The sequence below is a fragment of the Bacillus cereus group sp. MYBK227-1 genome, assembly GCF_051916325.1.
In the GTDB taxonomy this organism is placed as follows: domain Bacteria; phylum Bacillota; class Bacilli; order Bacillales; family Bacillaceae_G; genus Bacillus_A; species Bacillus_A cereus.
This window is the reverse complement of record NZ_JBQAGK010000003.1, coordinates 173,981-190,292: the sequence shown is the minus strand read 5'-3', so window position 1 is coordinate 190,292 and position 16,312 is coordinate 173,981. Positions and strand designations below refer to the sequence as shown.

Below are 16,312 nucleotides of genomic sequence, written 5' to 3'. Positions count from 1 at the left end.
AAAACCTACTTTCAACAATCTAGTTATTTAGTTTGAACTATTAATAGTGTACCACTAAATATATTTCAACAAAAACAAAAAAAAAGAAGCAAGCACCTTTAGCTTGCTTCTTTTTACTTTATATTCTCTTCTAAAGCATCTTTTTTAATATTCCAATGAGATGTATTCCATACTACCATCCCATCTTTTATGTATAACACTTGTGGTGATTCATGTCTAATACTGTATTGTTCTGCAACACGATTTGACACATCTCTCGCATCTTGTACGTATAAGTAATACGCTGGTACTACTCTTTCTTCGCTGCAATACGCTTGAAATTCTGTGTATGCACCGTGACTAATTGGGCATGTCGTACTGTGTTTAAAAAGAACATACGGCTCGTTCTTTTCTACTAAGACTTCAAGCTCTTCAATTGTTTCAAGTTTTGTCATATTCATCACGATTCACCTCTCATACGAAATCTAGAGCGTTTCTCTTTCTTTTCAGCTTTTTTCTCAATTCTTTCTAATTTACGCTCTTCTTTTTCAACCTTCTTCTCTTGTCTCGACGCACGGTAATGATTGTATACTTCAATCGCCGCACTGCTCCACTGTACAACTTGCGCTACTTTATCAGCGTTATTTTCAATTTCGTCCGTTACAGAGTCTGATACATTACGAAGCTTCGTATTTAAAGATTGGATTGTCGTTCCAATCCCATCTACACCCGCTACCACTTTATTTAATGACTGTGACTTCTGTTGAATATCATCAGCTAACGCATTCGTTTTATGTAATAATTGCTCTGTCTCTACGCTAATTCCTTGCATTTGTTTTTCTAAACCTTCTAACGTGCTTGCAACGTTTTCTAACGTCTTCTGAACCGATAACAACGTTCTGCATACATACACTACTAATACTGCGAAAGCAACCGCGATAATAGCCGCACTTACATATAAAAGAACTTGCATTTCATCACTTCCTTTATCTTTTTCATACTTTCCCCTATTATACAATCATTTTCCGTTTCATTCTAATCCCTATCTCATCATTAGAATTTTCATACTTATTCGTTAACTGTAACATAAATCATTCAACAAATTCCACTAAGTAGGTTACAATAGGAGAGGATACATAATTAGTAGGGAGGCTTTACATATGAAAGATCCACGTATTGAAAAGTTAGCATACAATTTAATTAACTACTCTATCCGCTTACAAAAAGGTGAAAAAGTATTAATTGAAAACTTTGGCTTACAAAAAGAACTTGTAACTGCACTTGTAAAAGAAGCATATGCAGCTGGTGGTTTCCCATTCGTCTCTTTAAAAGATCATCAAGTAGATCGCTCTTTATTAATGGGTGCTACTGAAGAACATTTCGAACAAATCGCTGCATATGAAGCAAGCGTAATGAAAGACATGGACGCTTATATCGGCCTTCGCTCTGGCGATAATATTAATGAACAAGCTGACGTTCCAAGTGAGCGTATGAAAGTTCATGGCCAAACAGTTGGTAAAAAAGTTCATAGAGACATTCGCGTTCCAAAAACACGCTGGGTTGTTCTTCGCTACCCAAATGCTTCTATGGCACAGCTTGCTAAAATGAGTACAGAAGCTTTCGAAGACTTCTACTTTGAAGTATGTAACTTAGACTACGGTAAAATGGATAAGGCGATGGACAGCCTTGTTACATTAATGAATAAAACAGATAAAGTTCGTTTAACTGGTCCTGGAACTGACTTAACATTCTCTATTAAAGACATTCCAGCAATTAAATGCTCCGGTCATTTAAACATTCCAGACGGTGAAGTATACTCTGCACCAGTTCGTGATTCTGTTAACGGTACAGTTTCTTACAACACACCATCTCCTTACAACGGTTATACATTTGAAAATGTACAACTTAAGTTCGAGAACGGCCAAATCGTTGAAGCAACTGCAAACGATTCAGAACGCATTAACAAAATCTTTGATACAGACGAAGGCGCACGCTACGTTGGTGAGTTCGCAATCGGCGTAAACCCATACATCTTACATCCAATGGGAGACATCCTATTCGATGAAAAAATCGATGGCAGCTTCCACTTCACTCCTGGACAAGCTTACGACGATGCATGGAACGGTAACAACTCGAACATCCATTGGGACTTAGTATGTATCCAACGCCCTGAATACGGCGGCGGCGAAATTTACTTCGACGACGTACTAATCCGTAAAGACGGACGCTTCGTTGTACCTGAATTAGAAGCTTTAAACCCAGAGAACTTAAAATAATGAAAAACGCTCGGAATTATGTTAACGGGTTCGGTTTTGAGGTACAAAATCAGAAAAAGCAATGCAAAAAACAACTGATTTAGCTTGAATTTTGTACCTAAACTAATACATTTAATAGCATAGAAAAAAGCATCAATTTCAGATGCTTTTTTCTGTTTTCAAGACAACATAACAAGATGTCTTTTTAATCCTCTATACGTTTGTTTTTGTCAGGTTCTTGAGAATAACAGTCGTCATTTTGTTCAAAACCTTCTGGTTCCCAATTCTCCTCTGGGTAGCCATTCTTTTCAAAAATATCTCTTAAATACCGTATAGCTTCTGCCCATTTCACGAACTCTTTATATTCGAAAGGAGGTTGTCCTTTATCATTCCATACTGCCCAATTTTTATTAGGTAATTGGGTTGCAAACCATTCTGCATCGGGAGGGATAATGAATATGTGAAAGGAATTGTCCATTAACTCATTCCAAGTAGAATATCCAAGACTTTGGCTAAACTTTTCCAAATCGCTAAAAAATAGTTTTTTTATTATTTTTTTCATTGTGTTCATCTCAATCCCCCTTCTTTTTGAAAGAAATGATTTTCTTAAATAGATAATATCATTTAACTCATATTTTTTTCTACTTATACGAAGCCTCTGAGCAGGTGTAGCAACAATATCGGAATCTATTTTAGCATGATTTCCAAACATATGATATTGGCTATTGTCAATACGTTAATTACCAATAAACCTTATTAAATCAACAAAAACAAAAGGTTCAAATCATATACGATTTGAACCTAACATTATTACGCTATTTAAGTTATTGTACTCCTAATCCGAACCCGTTAGAATTATATCCGAGCGTTTTTTTATTATCCTCACTCTATATCGAGCTACTGTTCTTACTTTTTGTTTGCTGAAAATGAAAATAATATAAAAGTGCCACTGCGATAGTACCTATTAATATTGGTACATATAAAGGCAGGTTCCATTTCATATTTATCCTAGTGCAGATAGCAAACACCAGCATAATTTCCAAGCAAAAAAAGGTTTTATATATTTCATTTCTTCCCTACCATTTCTATTTTCACATGTGGATTTTCTTTCTCTATAAGCGCCAAGAATTCATCCATATTTTGCGGCATCGCAACCATATGTACTTTATATGCATTCGTCGTAATTTCAAGAGACTTTCCGACCTGACGTATAATTCTCACATCTTTTAATACAATATCACCATTTAAAATACCGTACTTTAATACGCCATTTTCTACTTTATGTTTTTTAATAAATACTTCCCAAACGAGTGGTACATTTACAATGAAGCATAAACCCATCCCAATCAACGCTGACATCCAATGCGCTTTATTAGTGAAAAGCATGACAATTGGATATATAAACATAAAAACTAACGTAAGGCAAACGAAAATGACTACTGACTTACTTCTTTGAATTGGAAAGTTCATACCTACCCCCATAATCCAAATTATACCACTATTTCCATTTTAGTTCATAGAAAAAGGCCATTTCTAAATGACCTTTTACACAATGTACCTATAAAATTTCTTATCTACCTGTAGCACCGGAAAGTTTTTCGGCAACTCGTCTATACTCACACTTTGAAAACCATTCTTTTCATAAAAACGATGTGCCGCTAAAAATTTTACTGTTGTTCCTAAGTAAATATCTTTCAATTTTTTATCCTCAGCCCATGAAATTGCTGTTTGAAGCAACATATGTGATGCACCCCATTCTTTTCCGCGAAACTCTTTTTGTACGAACATTTTTCTTAGCGCTACTTGATGATTCTCAATATCTAATAAAGCTACTGTTCCAACTACTTTACCATCATAAATTGCTACCCAAAAGTTTCCGTGATCCTTTTGATAGAATGTTTCTATTTCAAGTAAATCAGGTTGCTCTTCTTTCGTAATTGAAACATTATACTCTTTTTGCTGAATATGAACGATAAGATCTACTACTTCCTCTTGAAACGTACTTTCATATGGAACAATACGAATCTTCTCGTTCATCGAATCTCTTTCCATTCTGAAGCTAGTAAACTATATACAGCGATATCATGAAAATGATCATATAGCCATTCTTCATCTCGTAAAATACCATCTAACTTAAATCCTAAACGTTCTGGAATTGCGCGGCTTTTCGCATTTCCAACACCGCACCGAATTTCAATTTTATTCAGCTTTAAATTTTCAAATGCATAGTGAAGTACAGCCTTTACGCTACGCGTCATAATACCTTTCCCGCCAGCATCTTCTGCAAGATAATACCCAAGACTCGTCGCTTTCTTCCCCCAGCTCACTGGATGAATGCCTACCATCCCAACGAGCTTTCCTTTGTAACGTATACCACTTTCAAAACCGTCTCCCTCTGCAAACTTCTTTAACCACATCGGAAAAATTTCATCATAAGCATCAGCAGATTTTGTCCCATCTACCCAAGGGAGCCATTTCCGTAAATGATTACGGTTTTGATCTAATAATTGATATAATTCCTCTTTATGATGTTTTTCTAGTAATTGTAGTTCGATTTCGTCATCTACTCGGAGTGTGAACATGTTTTTTAGTCCCCTTTTTAGTTTTCTTATTATTCTAACATTTACATTTCAAAACGCGTACCAATATATCAACGATTTTTGAAATATATCGAACACAACTCCATATATATCGACGTTTCAACATTAATGCACAACCACGACAACATAAAAAAGACGCACAGCCAAGCTATGCGTCTTTTCTATTATTTCTCTGCAACTTGAACTTCTTTTACGTAAGCCGCTTCGAATTTTTGGATGTCACCTGCGCCCATGAAAATTAGAACGCCGTTTTTATGTTTCTTTAATACATCCGTTGTTGTATCTGTAATTAATTCTGCACCGTCAATACGCTTTTGCAGATCTTCGATTGTTAATTCACCTTTGTTTTCACGTGCTGATCCGAAAATATCACATAAGTATACTTGGTCAGCTTTGCTTAGGCTTTCTGCGAACTCATCTAAGAACTTTTCTGTACGTGAGAATGTATGTGGCTGGAATACAGCGACAATTTCACGCTCTGGATGTTTTTGACGAGCAGCTTCAATCGTTGCATTAATCTCTGTCGGATGGTGTGCGTAGTCATCGATGATTACTTGCTCTCCCATCGGCTTTTCATTAAAGCGACGTTTTACGCCTTCAAAAGTTGTTAATTGATGTTTTACTGCTTCTACATCAACATTTTCATAATGGCAAAGCGCGATTACTGCTAACGCATTTAATACGCTGTGATTGCCGTATCCTGTAATTTTGAACGTATCATAGTACGTGTTACGAACGAATACATCAAATATCGTACCATCTGTTCTCTTTTGAATGTTGCGTGCTTGGAAATCATTATCTTCTCCAAATCCATAGAAAATAACAGGTACTTTCGCTTGAATTTTTTGAAGTTCTTCATCATCTCCACATGCAATAATGCCTTTTTTCACTTGCAATGCCATCTCTTGGAATGCACTGAATACATCATTGATGTCTGCAAAATAATCTGGATGATCAAAATCAATATTCGTCATAATTGCATAGTCTGGATTATAAGACAAGAAATGACGACGATACTCACAAGCTTCAAATACAAAATACTTACTATTTTCTACCCCATGCCCTGTTCCATCTCCAATAAGGTAAGATGTTGGGTGTGCACCTTGCATTACATGGGCTAACAAACCTGTTGTTGATGTTTTTCCGTGTGCACCAGTTACAGCAACACTTGTGTATTGGCTCATCAGGTCACCTAAGAAATGATGGTAACGATGGACTGGGATGTTTAATTCTTTTGCTGCTACGATTTCTTCATGCGTATCAGGAAATGCATTTCCTGCAATAATCACTTGTCCTTCTTCTACATTATTCTTATCAAAAGGAAGGATCGAGATACTACGCTTTTCCAACGCTGTTTGTGTAAAGAAACGCTTTTCATAATCAGACCCTTGAACAGTATGCTTCATATCATGAAGAATTTGCGCTAATGAACTCATTCCTGTTCCTTTAATTCCTACAAAATGGTAAACTGTCATCTTAAAGAACCTCCAACATTTCGAACTAATACAACGGCCTATCTATAAGACAGTATATGAATCTTTTCTTATTTTGGTAATCATCATACATTTTTGATGTAGTGAAGTTATTCTTTCCCTTCACTTATCAGGATAAACTCGTACGTACTTCTTTATATGTCCATAATAAGTCCATTATAGCAAAAAAGAAGCCGCTATACTATGATAACAGAAAAACTGATAGGGTCAATCACCTATCAGTTTTTCTCTCTTTTACATCTCTTCTCTTTTTTCTAATTGAACACGCTCTAAACGTGGGTTTGGACGATATTTACGACCAGCTTTTGCTTCTGGTTTCCCATTTAGTTCTACATTATCACCAGTAAAGCCAATATTCATTTTTAATAAGCTACTTCCTACCCCGTATATGTCAACAGGTACGTTTTGAGCTTCAAATTCACGAATACGCTTCTCATCAAATCCACCAGTTACAACGATGTCTACATGCTGGAATCCTTCTTCATCAAGTGCTTTACGAAGTGCGAATACAAGCGATGGGTTTACACCGCGTGGATCGAATGTTCCAAGTACTTCTGGGTGGCGAATAAAGTATTGATCAATCATCGTGCGGGACGTATCTACACGTACACCTTTTAATGTTGATCCAAATTCACGCGCTACGCGAAGTGCATCTGTAATGACATCATTGTTGTAATCAATTAATACAACTAATTCATCTTCTGGGAATTTCTTATGATATGCTTTTGCCGCTTCCACAACATCACCATTAAACATTTGAATTAATGCGTGAGGCATCGTCCCCATACCACTTTTGCCCCACCATTCATTCATCGCATGCGTCGCTTGTGCGCTCATACCTCCGATGTATGCTGCATAACCGTCACCAGCTTGTTGTGTATAATGATCATCACGGTCTCCCATGAAAATAACTGGTTTTTCTTTATCTACGCTACGCGCAGCTTGGACAACGTTATATACGTTTGTCGCAACCGATGTACGACGAGCTAAAATCCCATCAATGACACCTTCTAAAAATCCGAAATTTTCATAAGGGCCATGAATTGTTAACACTGTTTCAAATGGACTAATTTTATCGCCATCTTTTAAAGAGTTAATCTCAAGTTCCTCAGGATTTTTAGCGAATGTTTGTAGCAATGCAATTACTTCATCCGTTCCGCAAAGAACTGCATTTTCCTTTTGGAAAAATTGCATCGTTACAACACTTTTCGGGCGAAATTCTTCGATGATTTCTCTAGTCTTTAAAAAGTAAACGGCAGAGAACCAACCTTCTCCAACACGTTCGTCAAATTTAAATGTTTTATTTGTTAGTCTATTTATTTCACCTTTTAATTTTAATTCAATTTCTTTCATGTCGCTTTACTCCCTACTTTACTATCCAACATTTTCTCTTAGTATACAGCAAAACCGTTTACTATACATTTGTTTCCTGCATAGCGGCAAATTCATCCTCAGAAATAAGGACATCTCTCGGTTTCGTTCCTCTACCTTCAGAAATAATTCCTTGCGATTCCATCTCTTCAATGAGACGTGCCGCGCGATTATAACCGATGCGGAATTTTCGCTGTACAGAAGATGTGGACGCTCCCCCTTGTTCTACAACAAATTGACATGCATCAAGGAACAATTCGTCTTCCGACTCAGCTTGCTCTGTTTTCGCTAATAAATCCTCTTGCTTAAATAAGTAATTCGGCTTCATTTGCTTTTTCACATGATCAACTGTTTTTTCAATCTCATCATCCGATACGTATACACCTTGTACACGAACTGGTTTAGATGTACCGTTCCCTAAGAATAACATATCACCACGGCCAAGTAATTTCTCCGCGCCCCCAATATCAATAATCGTACGCGAATCAACTTGAGATGATACAGTAAACGCAATACGCGTTGGAATGTTTGACTTAATTAAACCTGTAATAACATCTACAGATGGACGCTGCGTCGCTACTAATAAATGAATACCACAAGCACGTGCTTTTTGCGCAATACGACAAATCGCTTCCTCAACATCACCAGGTGCTACCATCATTAAATCGGCTAACTCGTCAATGACAATAACGATATAAGGTAATGTCTCTCCTGGAATTTCTCGCTCACTTACAATCGTATTGTAGCGAGTTAAATCACGAGCACCTGCGTGTGCAAACAATTCATAACGGCGTTCCATTTCCTCAACTGCCCATTTTAATGCAGCTGTCGCTGCTTTTACATCCGTAATAACAGGTGCTACAAGATGCGGAACAGAATTGTATGGTGCAAGCTCAACCATCTTCGGATCAATTAACATTAACTTCACTTCATGTGGTTTCGCTTTATATAAAATACTCGTTAAAATCGCGTTAATACACACACTTTTACCTGAACCCGTTGCACCCGCAATAAGTCCGTGCGGCATTTTTCGAATATCCGTTACAATTGGGTCCCCTGAAATATCAAGTCCAAGCGCAACAGTAAGCGGTGATTCACTCTTTGTGAATACAGGACTTCTTAAAATTTCGCGAAGAAATACTGGCTTGCTTTCTTTATTTGGAACTTCAATTCCAATTGCACTCTTCCCTGGAATCGGCGCTTCAATACGAATATCTTTCGCAGCTAAACTTAACTTAATATCATCACTTAAGTTTGTAATTTTATTTACTTTCACACCTGGGTCTGGCTGTACTTCAAAACGAGTTACCGCTGGCCCTTGCGATACATTAATAACATGTGCGCCAACGTGAAAATTATTAAACGTTGTATCTAATAATTCTTTCTGCTCCTCTAACCATTCTGTATTATCTAACGCTGATTGCTGTGGAATCGACAACAGCGCTAATGGTGGAACAGTATATGTCGGTGGTGTATGCAATACATTTCGCATATCGTTCTCTCTTTGATTTACAACATATGCTTTCTCTTGTACTTCCGTACTTGAAATTGGCTTTTGTACTTGCTCTACCACTACTTGCTGCATTGGTTGCTCTTCCACTTGTGGTTCTGCTACTACTTGCTGCACTGGGCGTTCTTCCACTTGTGGTTCTTCCACTTGTGGTTCTGCTACTTGCTGCACTGGGCGCTCTTCCACTTGTGGTTCTACTACCACCTGCTGCACTGGGCGCTCTTCCACTTGTGGTTCTACTACCACCTGCTGCACTGGACGTTCTTCCACTTGTGGTTCTACTACCACCTGCTGCATTGGGTTTTCTTCCACTTGTGGTTCTGCTACTACTTGCTGCACTGGGCGTTCTTCCACTTGTGGTTCTGCTACCTCTTGTTGTACTGGCTTATTCTCTACTCGTACATTAGCAGAAGGCTGCATTGCATTTGCTCTAGCTGCATGTCTTTCCATTAATCGTGTTCTATCTTGTTTCAACATAACAACATTAAATGGTACATGGCGCTTTTTCTCACGTTTTGGTTCTTCTTTTTGTACAACTGGTTGCTCTTCTGCGATTGGTGTTTCTTCTACAACTCGTTGCTCTTCTACGACTGGCGCTTCTTCTACAACTCGTTGCTCTTCTGCAACCTGTGCTTCTTCTACAACTCGTCTATTTTCCTCTGTTTCTGCAATTAAAACATTCGCAAAGCTTTGAACATCTTTCTTCGTTTGTTCATCAGCCTCAGCAACATGTATGAATTCACTCTTTTGTTCAATTGCTTCATCTTCTTGCTGAATTTCCTCAAGTGCTACAAATGTCTCTACTACAGGCGCTTTTGTTTCTGCAATCACTTCTGTTTCTTCTGCTTCCGCAATTACTTCCACTTCTTCTAGCTCTTTCGCTTCCGCAATTACTTCCACTTCTTCTGACTCTTCTGCTTCCGCAATTACTTCCACTTCTTCTAGCTCTTTCGCTTCCGCAATTACTTCCACTTCTTCTGACTCTTCTGTTTCTGCAATTACTTCCACTTCTTCTGACTCTTTCGCTTCCGCAATTACTTCCACTTCTTCTGACTCTTCTGTTTCTGCAATTACTTCCACTTCTTCTGACCCTTCTGCTTCCACTTCTTCAGGTGCCTCTGTTTCCATAACTACTTCTTCAAGCTCTTCCGTTTCCGCAATTACTTCCACTTCTTCTGACCCTTCTGCTTCCACTTCTTCAGGTGCCTCTGTTTCCATAACTACTTCTTCAAGCTCTTCCGTTTCTGCAATTACTTCTACTTTTGACACTTCTTCTGGTATTTCCACAATGATTGTTTCTTCAAGTTTTTCTTCTGCTTTGACAATCACTGATTCTTCTGGAGCTTGCTTTTCTACTTCAATAGTAGGTTGTTTTATTTCTGTGTTACGTTTAATTTCTTCTGATAATATTGTATCCTCGTGCTCTACTTTAGAAGCTACTAATTCTTCTTGTAGATTGTTTTCGTTTAACACCACTACATCTTTTTCTAGCTTAGCACTTTCCATCTGCTCAGCTACTGTTTTATGAAGTAATTCATCCGCTGAAACTTCCTGCGGTGTACTCATTTCTTGAATCACTTCTTTTTCTTCTACTAAAGGCACTACTTGGCGTTCGATTTCATAACCGTTTTTCTCTAGCCATTGATCAACTACTGACTTTTCTTCCTTTTTATTCTCTTCATATTGTTGCTCTCCTTGCTGGTTAGCAGCTCTATGACTAGAAGAAGTTGGTGCTTGTCCTTCTGAGAAATCAGATAATTTATATCCTTTTTTCTCTAACCATGCATCAACGACTGATTTACCCTCTACAGATATTTCAAGGTCTTCTCTTTCCTTTACTTCCTCCTGCTTTTCTTCCTTTTTCTCTACTGAAGGACGATTATATCCATAAATTGGCGAAATCATTTCTGTTGGACGAAATGGTCTACGGTTACTCTCTTGCGAAGGTGCAGATGCCTTTTTAACGACAGACTCCCGCACCGGTTCATATTGCACTTCCGGCTCTTCATATGTAGAAACTACCTTTTCCACATACGGTCGTCTGCTTCTTTCCACCTTTATTCCTCTTTGGGCAGTAGGTTCTTCATATGTTACTCCTTGAATAGGTTGTTCTTCGAAGCGATTTACTTCGCTTTCATCCTCTTCATCGAACCCATTATCCGGTACTAAAGGAAAACGGCATTTACCTGCATTCCTACTTGCCATTTGTGCTTCTCTTGCTTCAGTGTAGTGGTTTACACGAGGAATTTTCGGCTGACTTTCAATTTGCTTTGGTACTTCTTTATTCATCGCTGTTTGTTCTTCCTCTTTGTTAAACAGCTTTTTCATCCAATCTAACATGCTTACCACTCTTTCTACTAAATAGTAACATCCTTTATTGTATCAGCATTCGGCAAAAAGTGCAGGTAAAATTAAGCATGTCATATTTATCCACAATATTCTAATTTACGAGTGTTTCATATGAAAAAACGCAGCCTTTCATGTAAGACTGCGCTTAAGCTTTACTCTTCCGATATGCATCTATACTATCCGTTACACTTTGCAATAAAGAATTTACATACTGCGGGTCAGATAATTTTTTATCTTCTTCATGGTTTGACATAAACCCAAGTTCTAATAACACACCAGGAACCTTTGCCCAATTAAATCCAGAAAGATCATCCCGAAATTTAATTCCATTTACTTTTACTTGCTGGTTCTCCCTCATTTTATTTACAATCATTTGAGAGATTTGAAGACTTTCCGCATAAATCTCTTTCGTATACGGACTTCCTTCTGCCGGCGTCAATACAGCAAACCCACTTTCGTTTGGATTTTCAGAACCATCTGCATGAAGACGTAAAAATAAATTCGCCTTATGATTATTTGCGAATGTCGCCCGTTCTTTATTACTTATATCAACGTCTTGTGATGTTCTCGTCATTAATACTTGTATCCCTTTTGCTTCAAGCTTTTCTTTTAATAAAAAAGCCATTTCTAATACAAGTACAGCCTCTCTCTTTTTCGTCACAACACCTGTTGTACCGTCTGTCACTTTATATTTTTGCGTTGTTGCCCCTGGTCCAATTGGCTCTAAATTTAAATTCGCTTTTTGTTGATGTCCTGGATCAATAACGACGAGAAACTTCTCTTGTTTTTCATTACCCTCTACTTTTTGTTCATTATTTTGCACTGGTTGCTCAGTTGGCTGTACTGGCGTAGTTTCTTCTTTCTTTTCCTCAGATGATACTTCCTCTTGCTTATGTTCTACTTGCTCATTCGTTTGAATTGCTTGTGACTCTTCATTCTTTTCTTGTTCTTGCTGCTTTTCTACCGGTGCGTCTTCTTTGGTATCTTTGTTTTTCTCTTGTATAGAAGATGTAGTTTCTTTTTTCGGCTGCTCTTGTGAACAACCGGCCATATATATTCCAATGAATGCAATCATGCTCATTATTTTTATATACTTCATACTTCTCTCCCATCACTTTGCACCAGATTCAAAGTTTTTCTTATAATTGCCCTATAATCTCATCCATATTTCCAATATAAACTGGCTGCCATTTTTCTGTACCACGTTCTGCAGTATAAACCGGATAAGCGTCATCATCTATATTTACGAAAACTGGATCGCCCATATCCGTTTCATATCCAATTGTAATCCATCCTTCTTGCCACTTTCCGTTTTCTTCACTTATTAATGAATTTTTATGTTTATCGTATCGGTAACCGATTTGTCCTTTTTCTAATTCACTTTCACTAAACACATATATTTCATAAGTACCTAGCTCAATATCTTGCTGTTTTGAAGTTTCAATTCGTTTTAGAAGTTCTGCGATTTTTATTTGTTGTTTCATACGTCTATCCCCTTCTATTTTTCTAAATTTTAACTAGTTTGTTTATAAAATACAATATAGATTTTAAGAAAAAAGGTGACATCCTTATAATATGAATGATTTTTTGAATATATCTGTCACAACTCTACATATATCAACGATTTTTCAAATATATCTATCGTAACTCTACATATATCAACGATTTTTCAAATATATCTATCGTAACTCTACATATATCAACGATTCGACACGGAATATCGACTTACCAACAAAAAATGACAAAACAAAAAGAGAGGCTGCCCAAAAGGACAACCTCTCTTTTCTTATATCAATTAAAATTTAAACTCTTGTCCAACTTCAAAGCTATCTTCTAATACAAGAATACCTTTTTCTTGTGGAGCATCTGGAAGCTCTAATTCACGTGCAGAGCAGATCATTCCAGAAGAAGGAACACCGCGAAGTTCTGCTGGTTTAATTAACATACCACTTGGCATTACAGCACCAATTTTTGCAACGACAACTTTTTGTCCTGCATCAACGTTTGGTGCGCCACATACGATTTGTAATGTTTCTGTACCGATTTCTACTTTACAGATGTTTAGCTTGTCAGCATTTGGATGCTTTTCTTTTTCAGCTACATAGCCTACAACAAATTTCGGAGAAAGATCTGCTTCTACTGTTTCTTCAAAGCCATTCTTCGCTAAAATTTCGTTGATTTTCTCTACAAGCTCTTTCGTTAATGTAAGGTTGCCTGTTTCTTTTACTTCTAAGTAAGAAGATGCATTAAAGATGTTGAATCCTGCTGTTACATTGCTTTCACGATCATATACGCGTGCAACATCTCCTTTGCGATCAAAAGTACGGTTCTCTAAAGTAATATCTTGTAAGGCAACAATTAAAGTGTCACCAATTCCTTCAAGGTTGTAAAAAACGTTCACTTCGTTCATCCTTTCTCTTTTCCATCTGTCTTCTTCCGATTTTTCGCTAAAATAAAGATTGGTTCAAATTCTCCATCTTCATATACGAATGAAAGTGATGTAATCGGAACATGCCCTTCGGCAAAAAATTTCATTGTCATTTGTGCAATAATATCATAACCGATTTCGTTGACGATATCAGCAATAATTAATACATCTTGGTGAGGAACAGCAACAACCATGTCACCAGAAATCTTTTCACGCATCGATTGTAGTAACGATTCGTTTAAAATACGAGTCGCGTCATACCCATCATTTGTGTTTAAAAAGTAGAATGTATTACCCGCTACTGTGTCTTGTTTAAATTCATAACCTAATGAGCGTGCGTTGAATAATGCCATTTCACGCACTTGCTGTTCTGTAAGTTCTAATTTTTGTAATAGACGCTCATCGATTAGTCGATACGTTTTATTCGAATCTAGCGCGTAGTAAATACGTGTTTCTGCCGTATGATCCGTCATAATAAACGGATTTCCTTCTTCTGCTTGTTTCGGGAAAGAAGTAGAGCGAATAACAGGTAAAATTTTCGCTCCGCTATTTTCTTCTTTATGCATCGCAATTAGCGCTTCTTGTACGTAATAAGCAACTTCTTCAATTGCCTTTTCCTTGTTCACTTCCCATTTTGCCACAACTCCTGGAAGCGATACGTTAATACCTTTTTTGGAGTCTTTTTGTTCAATACGTAAAACTTCTTTCTCACTATCATACTGAAAGTCCCATTCTGGGCGAGATAATTTCTTTATTAACTCATCTTTCATCTTTTTACTTGTCATCTTCATCTCTTTTTTCCTCCCTTCCAAAAAAATAACCTCCCCCGCGAAGGTAGAGGTTGTTTTACAATTCAATTGGCAAATTGCCTTATTTTAAACCTTCAATGAACTCTTCGATTTGTTCTTGTGTTTTACGATCTTTGTTTACATAGCGACCAGTTTCTTCACTTTTATTGTACGCTACAAAGCTCGGAATGCCAAATACGTCTAATTTTACACATAGATCAATAAACTCATCACGATCTACATAGTAAAATGAGAAATCACTATATTTCTCTTCTACTTCTGGCATAAATGGATCTACAAAGCGGCAGTCTGGGCACCATTCTGCTGAGAACATAAAGACTACATTCTCTTCATTTTTTAACTGTTGGAATTGCTCCATGCTTTCTAATGACTTCATCTATATTTCCTCCTCTAACGGGTGCATTTTTCATGTTATAATCTTTCTTTTATACTACCATACATCGCGCACGGTGCAAGGTTTATGCTTGCTTTTTGTCATACTTATATTGCCCAACTAACAACTTAACAACGTGTACAAATAATTCCGTGCGGTCGACATAATCATCTGTAAAAATACCGATAGCACCTTCGTGACTACGAATATCTTTTCGCTGCACAAACTCTTCCATCACTTCGCTTAATTCCTTACCATCTTCAAGAGGTGCTAAAAAATCGTCTGGTAACGTAATACGCGCTCCTCCGGCCACAAATACTTTCCCATCCATTGTTGCTAGCGCGCCCCAGTTACACATAAATAAACCGTGCTCCGTTTTCATTACGCCGCCTTCTAGCCCAATACCAATTGGAGCTTCTCCTTCCTCTAGCGCTCGCTTCGCTCTATTAATCGCTCCTTGCATCGTCTCTTCATCTGAGAAAGGCTGAGCTGATACTCCTGACGGAACAGAAAGAGATGTAATTTCAGCATCTTTCCAAACCTTCTCCACAGCGCCAACCTTCGTTTTATTCTTTGATCCTACTACTACTTTCATTTCGTTCACCTCTATAAAAATTCATCATTCTATTCTAATATCCCTATCAGATACGAATTAAGCATCAACCACTACCACATATCACCAAGTCATCTATTCAGCCTAAAAAAGAAGGTTTTTTCTAGCAACATTACCGTCTTCAAAAACAAAAACAGCCTTCCTCTCACTTCCTACTTGGGGTCTTCATACATCATTCGAACACCAATTAAGCACTGACCATTCCCACTCATGGATGGGGCATCTATTCAAGCTAAAAAAAGAAGGTTTTTTCTAACAACATTACCGTCTTCAAAAACAAAAACAGCCTTCCTCTCACTTCCTACTTGGAGTCTTCATACATCATTCGAACACCAATTAAGCACTGACCGCTCCCACTCATCGCTGGGTCATCTATTCAGCCTAAAAAAGAAGGTTTTTTCTAGCAACATTACCGTCTTCAAAAACAAAAACAGCCTTCCTCTCTTTTCCTATCTAGGGTCTTAATACACCATTCGAGCACCAATTAGGCACTGACCGCTCCCACTCATGGATGGGTCATCTATTCAAGCTA

General features: G+C 37.6%; 16 protein-coding genes and 1 pseudogene. 1 reads left to right on the top strand and 16 read right to left on the bottom strand.

What is annotated here, in order from left to right; translation table 11 throughout:
- Positions 1 to 113: 113 nt before the first annotated feature.
- Both ytxJ and ACTFRM_RS14220 read right to left on the bottom strand, forming a co-directional pair.
- A complete protein-coding gene (gene ytxJ / locus ACTFRM_RS14225; RefSeq protein ID WP_440043422.1) occupies positions 114 to 440 on the bottom strand; it encodes a bacillithiol system redox-active protein YtxJ in 327 nt (108 codons plus the stop codon).
- Positions 440 to 952, bottom strand: coding sequence for a DUF948 domain-containing protein (locus tag ACTFRM_RS14220; protein ID WP_001197720.1), 513 nt, complete (start codon positions 950 to 952; stop codon positions 440 to 442). Before ACTFRM_RS14220 ends, ytxJ begins: the two co-directional genes overlap by 1 nt.
- A 187-nt stretch (positions 953 to 1,139) precedes the next feature.
- On the opposite strand from ACTFRM_RS14220, the gene ACTFRM_RS14215 reads away from it, so the two are divergent.
- A complete protein-coding gene (locus ACTFRM_RS14215; RefSeq protein WP_000654729.1) occupies positions 1,140 to 2,255 on the top strand; it encodes an aminopeptidase in 1,116 nt (371 codons plus the stop codon).
- Positions 2,256 to 2,439: 184 nt separating this feature from the next.
- Here ACTFRM_RS14215 and ACTFRM_RS14210 read toward each other — a convergent pair whose 3' ends face one another.
- From ACTFRM_RS14210 to ACTFRM_RS14145, 14 genes and pseudogenes are all read right to left on the bottom strand, one after another.
- On the bottom strand, positions 2,440 to 2,946 hold the full coding sequence (locus ACTFRM_RS14210; protein WP_440043421.1) for a hypothetical protein: 507 nt from the start codon (positions 2,944 to 2,946) through the stop codon (positions 2,440 to 2,442).
- Between the two features lie 175 nt (positions 2,947 to 3,121).
- Positions 3,122 to 3,303 (bottom strand): annotated as a pseudogene (locus ACTFRM_RS14205) (hypothetical protein).
- Positions 3,300 to 3,704 (bottom strand): PH domain-containing protein, encoded by a 405-nt coding sequence (locus tag ACTFRM_RS14200; protein ID WP_001010644.1) that lies wholly within the window; start codon positions 3,702 to 3,704, stop codon positions 3,300 to 3,302. The pseudogene ACTFRM_RS14205 and the gene ACTFRM_RS14200 overlap by 4 nt, the downstream one beginning before the upstream one ends.
- A 75-nt stretch (positions 3,705 to 3,779) precedes the next feature.
- Positions 3,780 to 4,271: a GNAT family N-acetyltransferase gene (locus ACTFRM_RS14195; protein WP_001003163.1), complete on the bottom strand. Its 492-nt coding sequence runs from the start codon at positions 4,269 to 4,271 to the stop codon at positions 3,780 to 3,782.
- Positions 4,268 to 4,816 carry a GNAT family N-acetyltransferase gene (locus ACTFRM_RS14190; RefSeq protein ID WP_000494681.1) on the bottom strand — a complete coding sequence of 183 codons (549 nt, stop codon included), beginning with the start codon at positions 4,814 to 4,816 and terminating at the stop codon, positions 4,268 to 4,270. Before ACTFRM_RS14190 ends, ACTFRM_RS14195 begins: the two co-directional genes overlap by 4 nt.
- A gap of 182 nt (positions 4,817 to 4,998) precedes the next feature.
- Positions 4,999 to 6,309 (bottom strand): UDP-N-acetylmuramate--L-alanine ligase, encoded by a 1,311-nt coding sequence (murC, locus tag ACTFRM_RS14185; RefSeq protein WP_000219468.1) that lies wholly within the window; start codon positions 6,307 to 6,309, stop codon positions 4,999 to 5,001.
- A gap of 252 nt (positions 6,310 to 6,561) precedes the next feature.
- Positions 6,562 to 7,680, bottom strand: coding sequence for a nicotinate phosphoribosyltransferase (locus ACTFRM_RS14180; RefSeq protein WP_000658370.1), 1,119 nt, complete (start codon positions 7,678 to 7,680; stop codon positions 6,562 to 6,564).
- A 61-nt stretch (positions 7,681 to 7,741) separates the two neighbouring features.
- Positions 7,742 to 11,548: a DNA translocase FtsK gene (locus ACTFRM_RS14175; RefSeq protein WP_440043419.1), complete on the bottom strand. Its 3,807-nt coding sequence runs from the start codon at positions 11,546 to 11,548 to the stop codon at positions 7,742 to 7,744.
- Between the two features lie 154 nt (positions 11,549 to 11,702).
- Entirely contained in the window at positions 11,703 to 12,656 is a 954-nt protein-coding gene (locus tag ACTFRM_RS14170) for an N-acetylmuramoyl-L-alanine amidase (protein WP_440043418.1), read from the bottom strand.
- A gap of 40 nt (positions 12,657 to 12,696) precedes the next feature.
- Positions 12,697 to 13,041, bottom strand: a complete 345-nt coding sequence (locus ACTFRM_RS14165) for a hypothetical protein (RefSeq protein ID WP_000813166.1) — start codon at positions 13,039 to 13,041, stop codon at positions 12,697 to 12,699.
- A 311-nt stretch (positions 13,042 to 13,352) separates the two neighbouring features.
- Complete coding sequence (gene ytpR / locus ACTFRM_RS14160) at positions 13,353 to 13,967, bottom strand: YtpR family tRNA-binding protein (protein WP_001006770.1); 615 nt, start codon at positions 13,965 to 13,967, stop codon at positions 13,353 to 13,355.
- Positions 13,964 to 14,776, bottom strand: a complete 813-nt coding sequence (locus tag ACTFRM_RS14155; protein ID WP_000784588.1) for a DUF1444 domain-containing protein — start codon at positions 14,774 to 14,776, stop codon at positions 13,964 to 13,966. The genes ytpR and ACTFRM_RS14155 overlap by 4 nt, the downstream gene beginning before the upstream one ends.
- Positions 14,777 to 14,855: 79 nt before the next feature.
- On the bottom strand, positions 14,856 to 15,170 hold the full coding sequence (locus tag ACTFRM_RS14150; protein ID WP_440043417.1) for a thioredoxin family protein: 315 nt from the start codon (positions 15,168 to 15,170) through the stop codon (positions 14,856 to 14,858).
- Positions 15,171 to 15,252: 82 nt separating this feature from the next.
- Positions 15,253 to 15,762 (bottom strand): DUF84 family protein, encoded by a 510-nt coding sequence (locus ACTFRM_RS14145; RefSeq protein ID WP_000869940.1) that lies wholly within the window; start codon positions 15,760 to 15,762, stop codon positions 15,253 to 15,255.
- Positions 15,763 to 16,312: the final 550 nt, after the last annotated feature.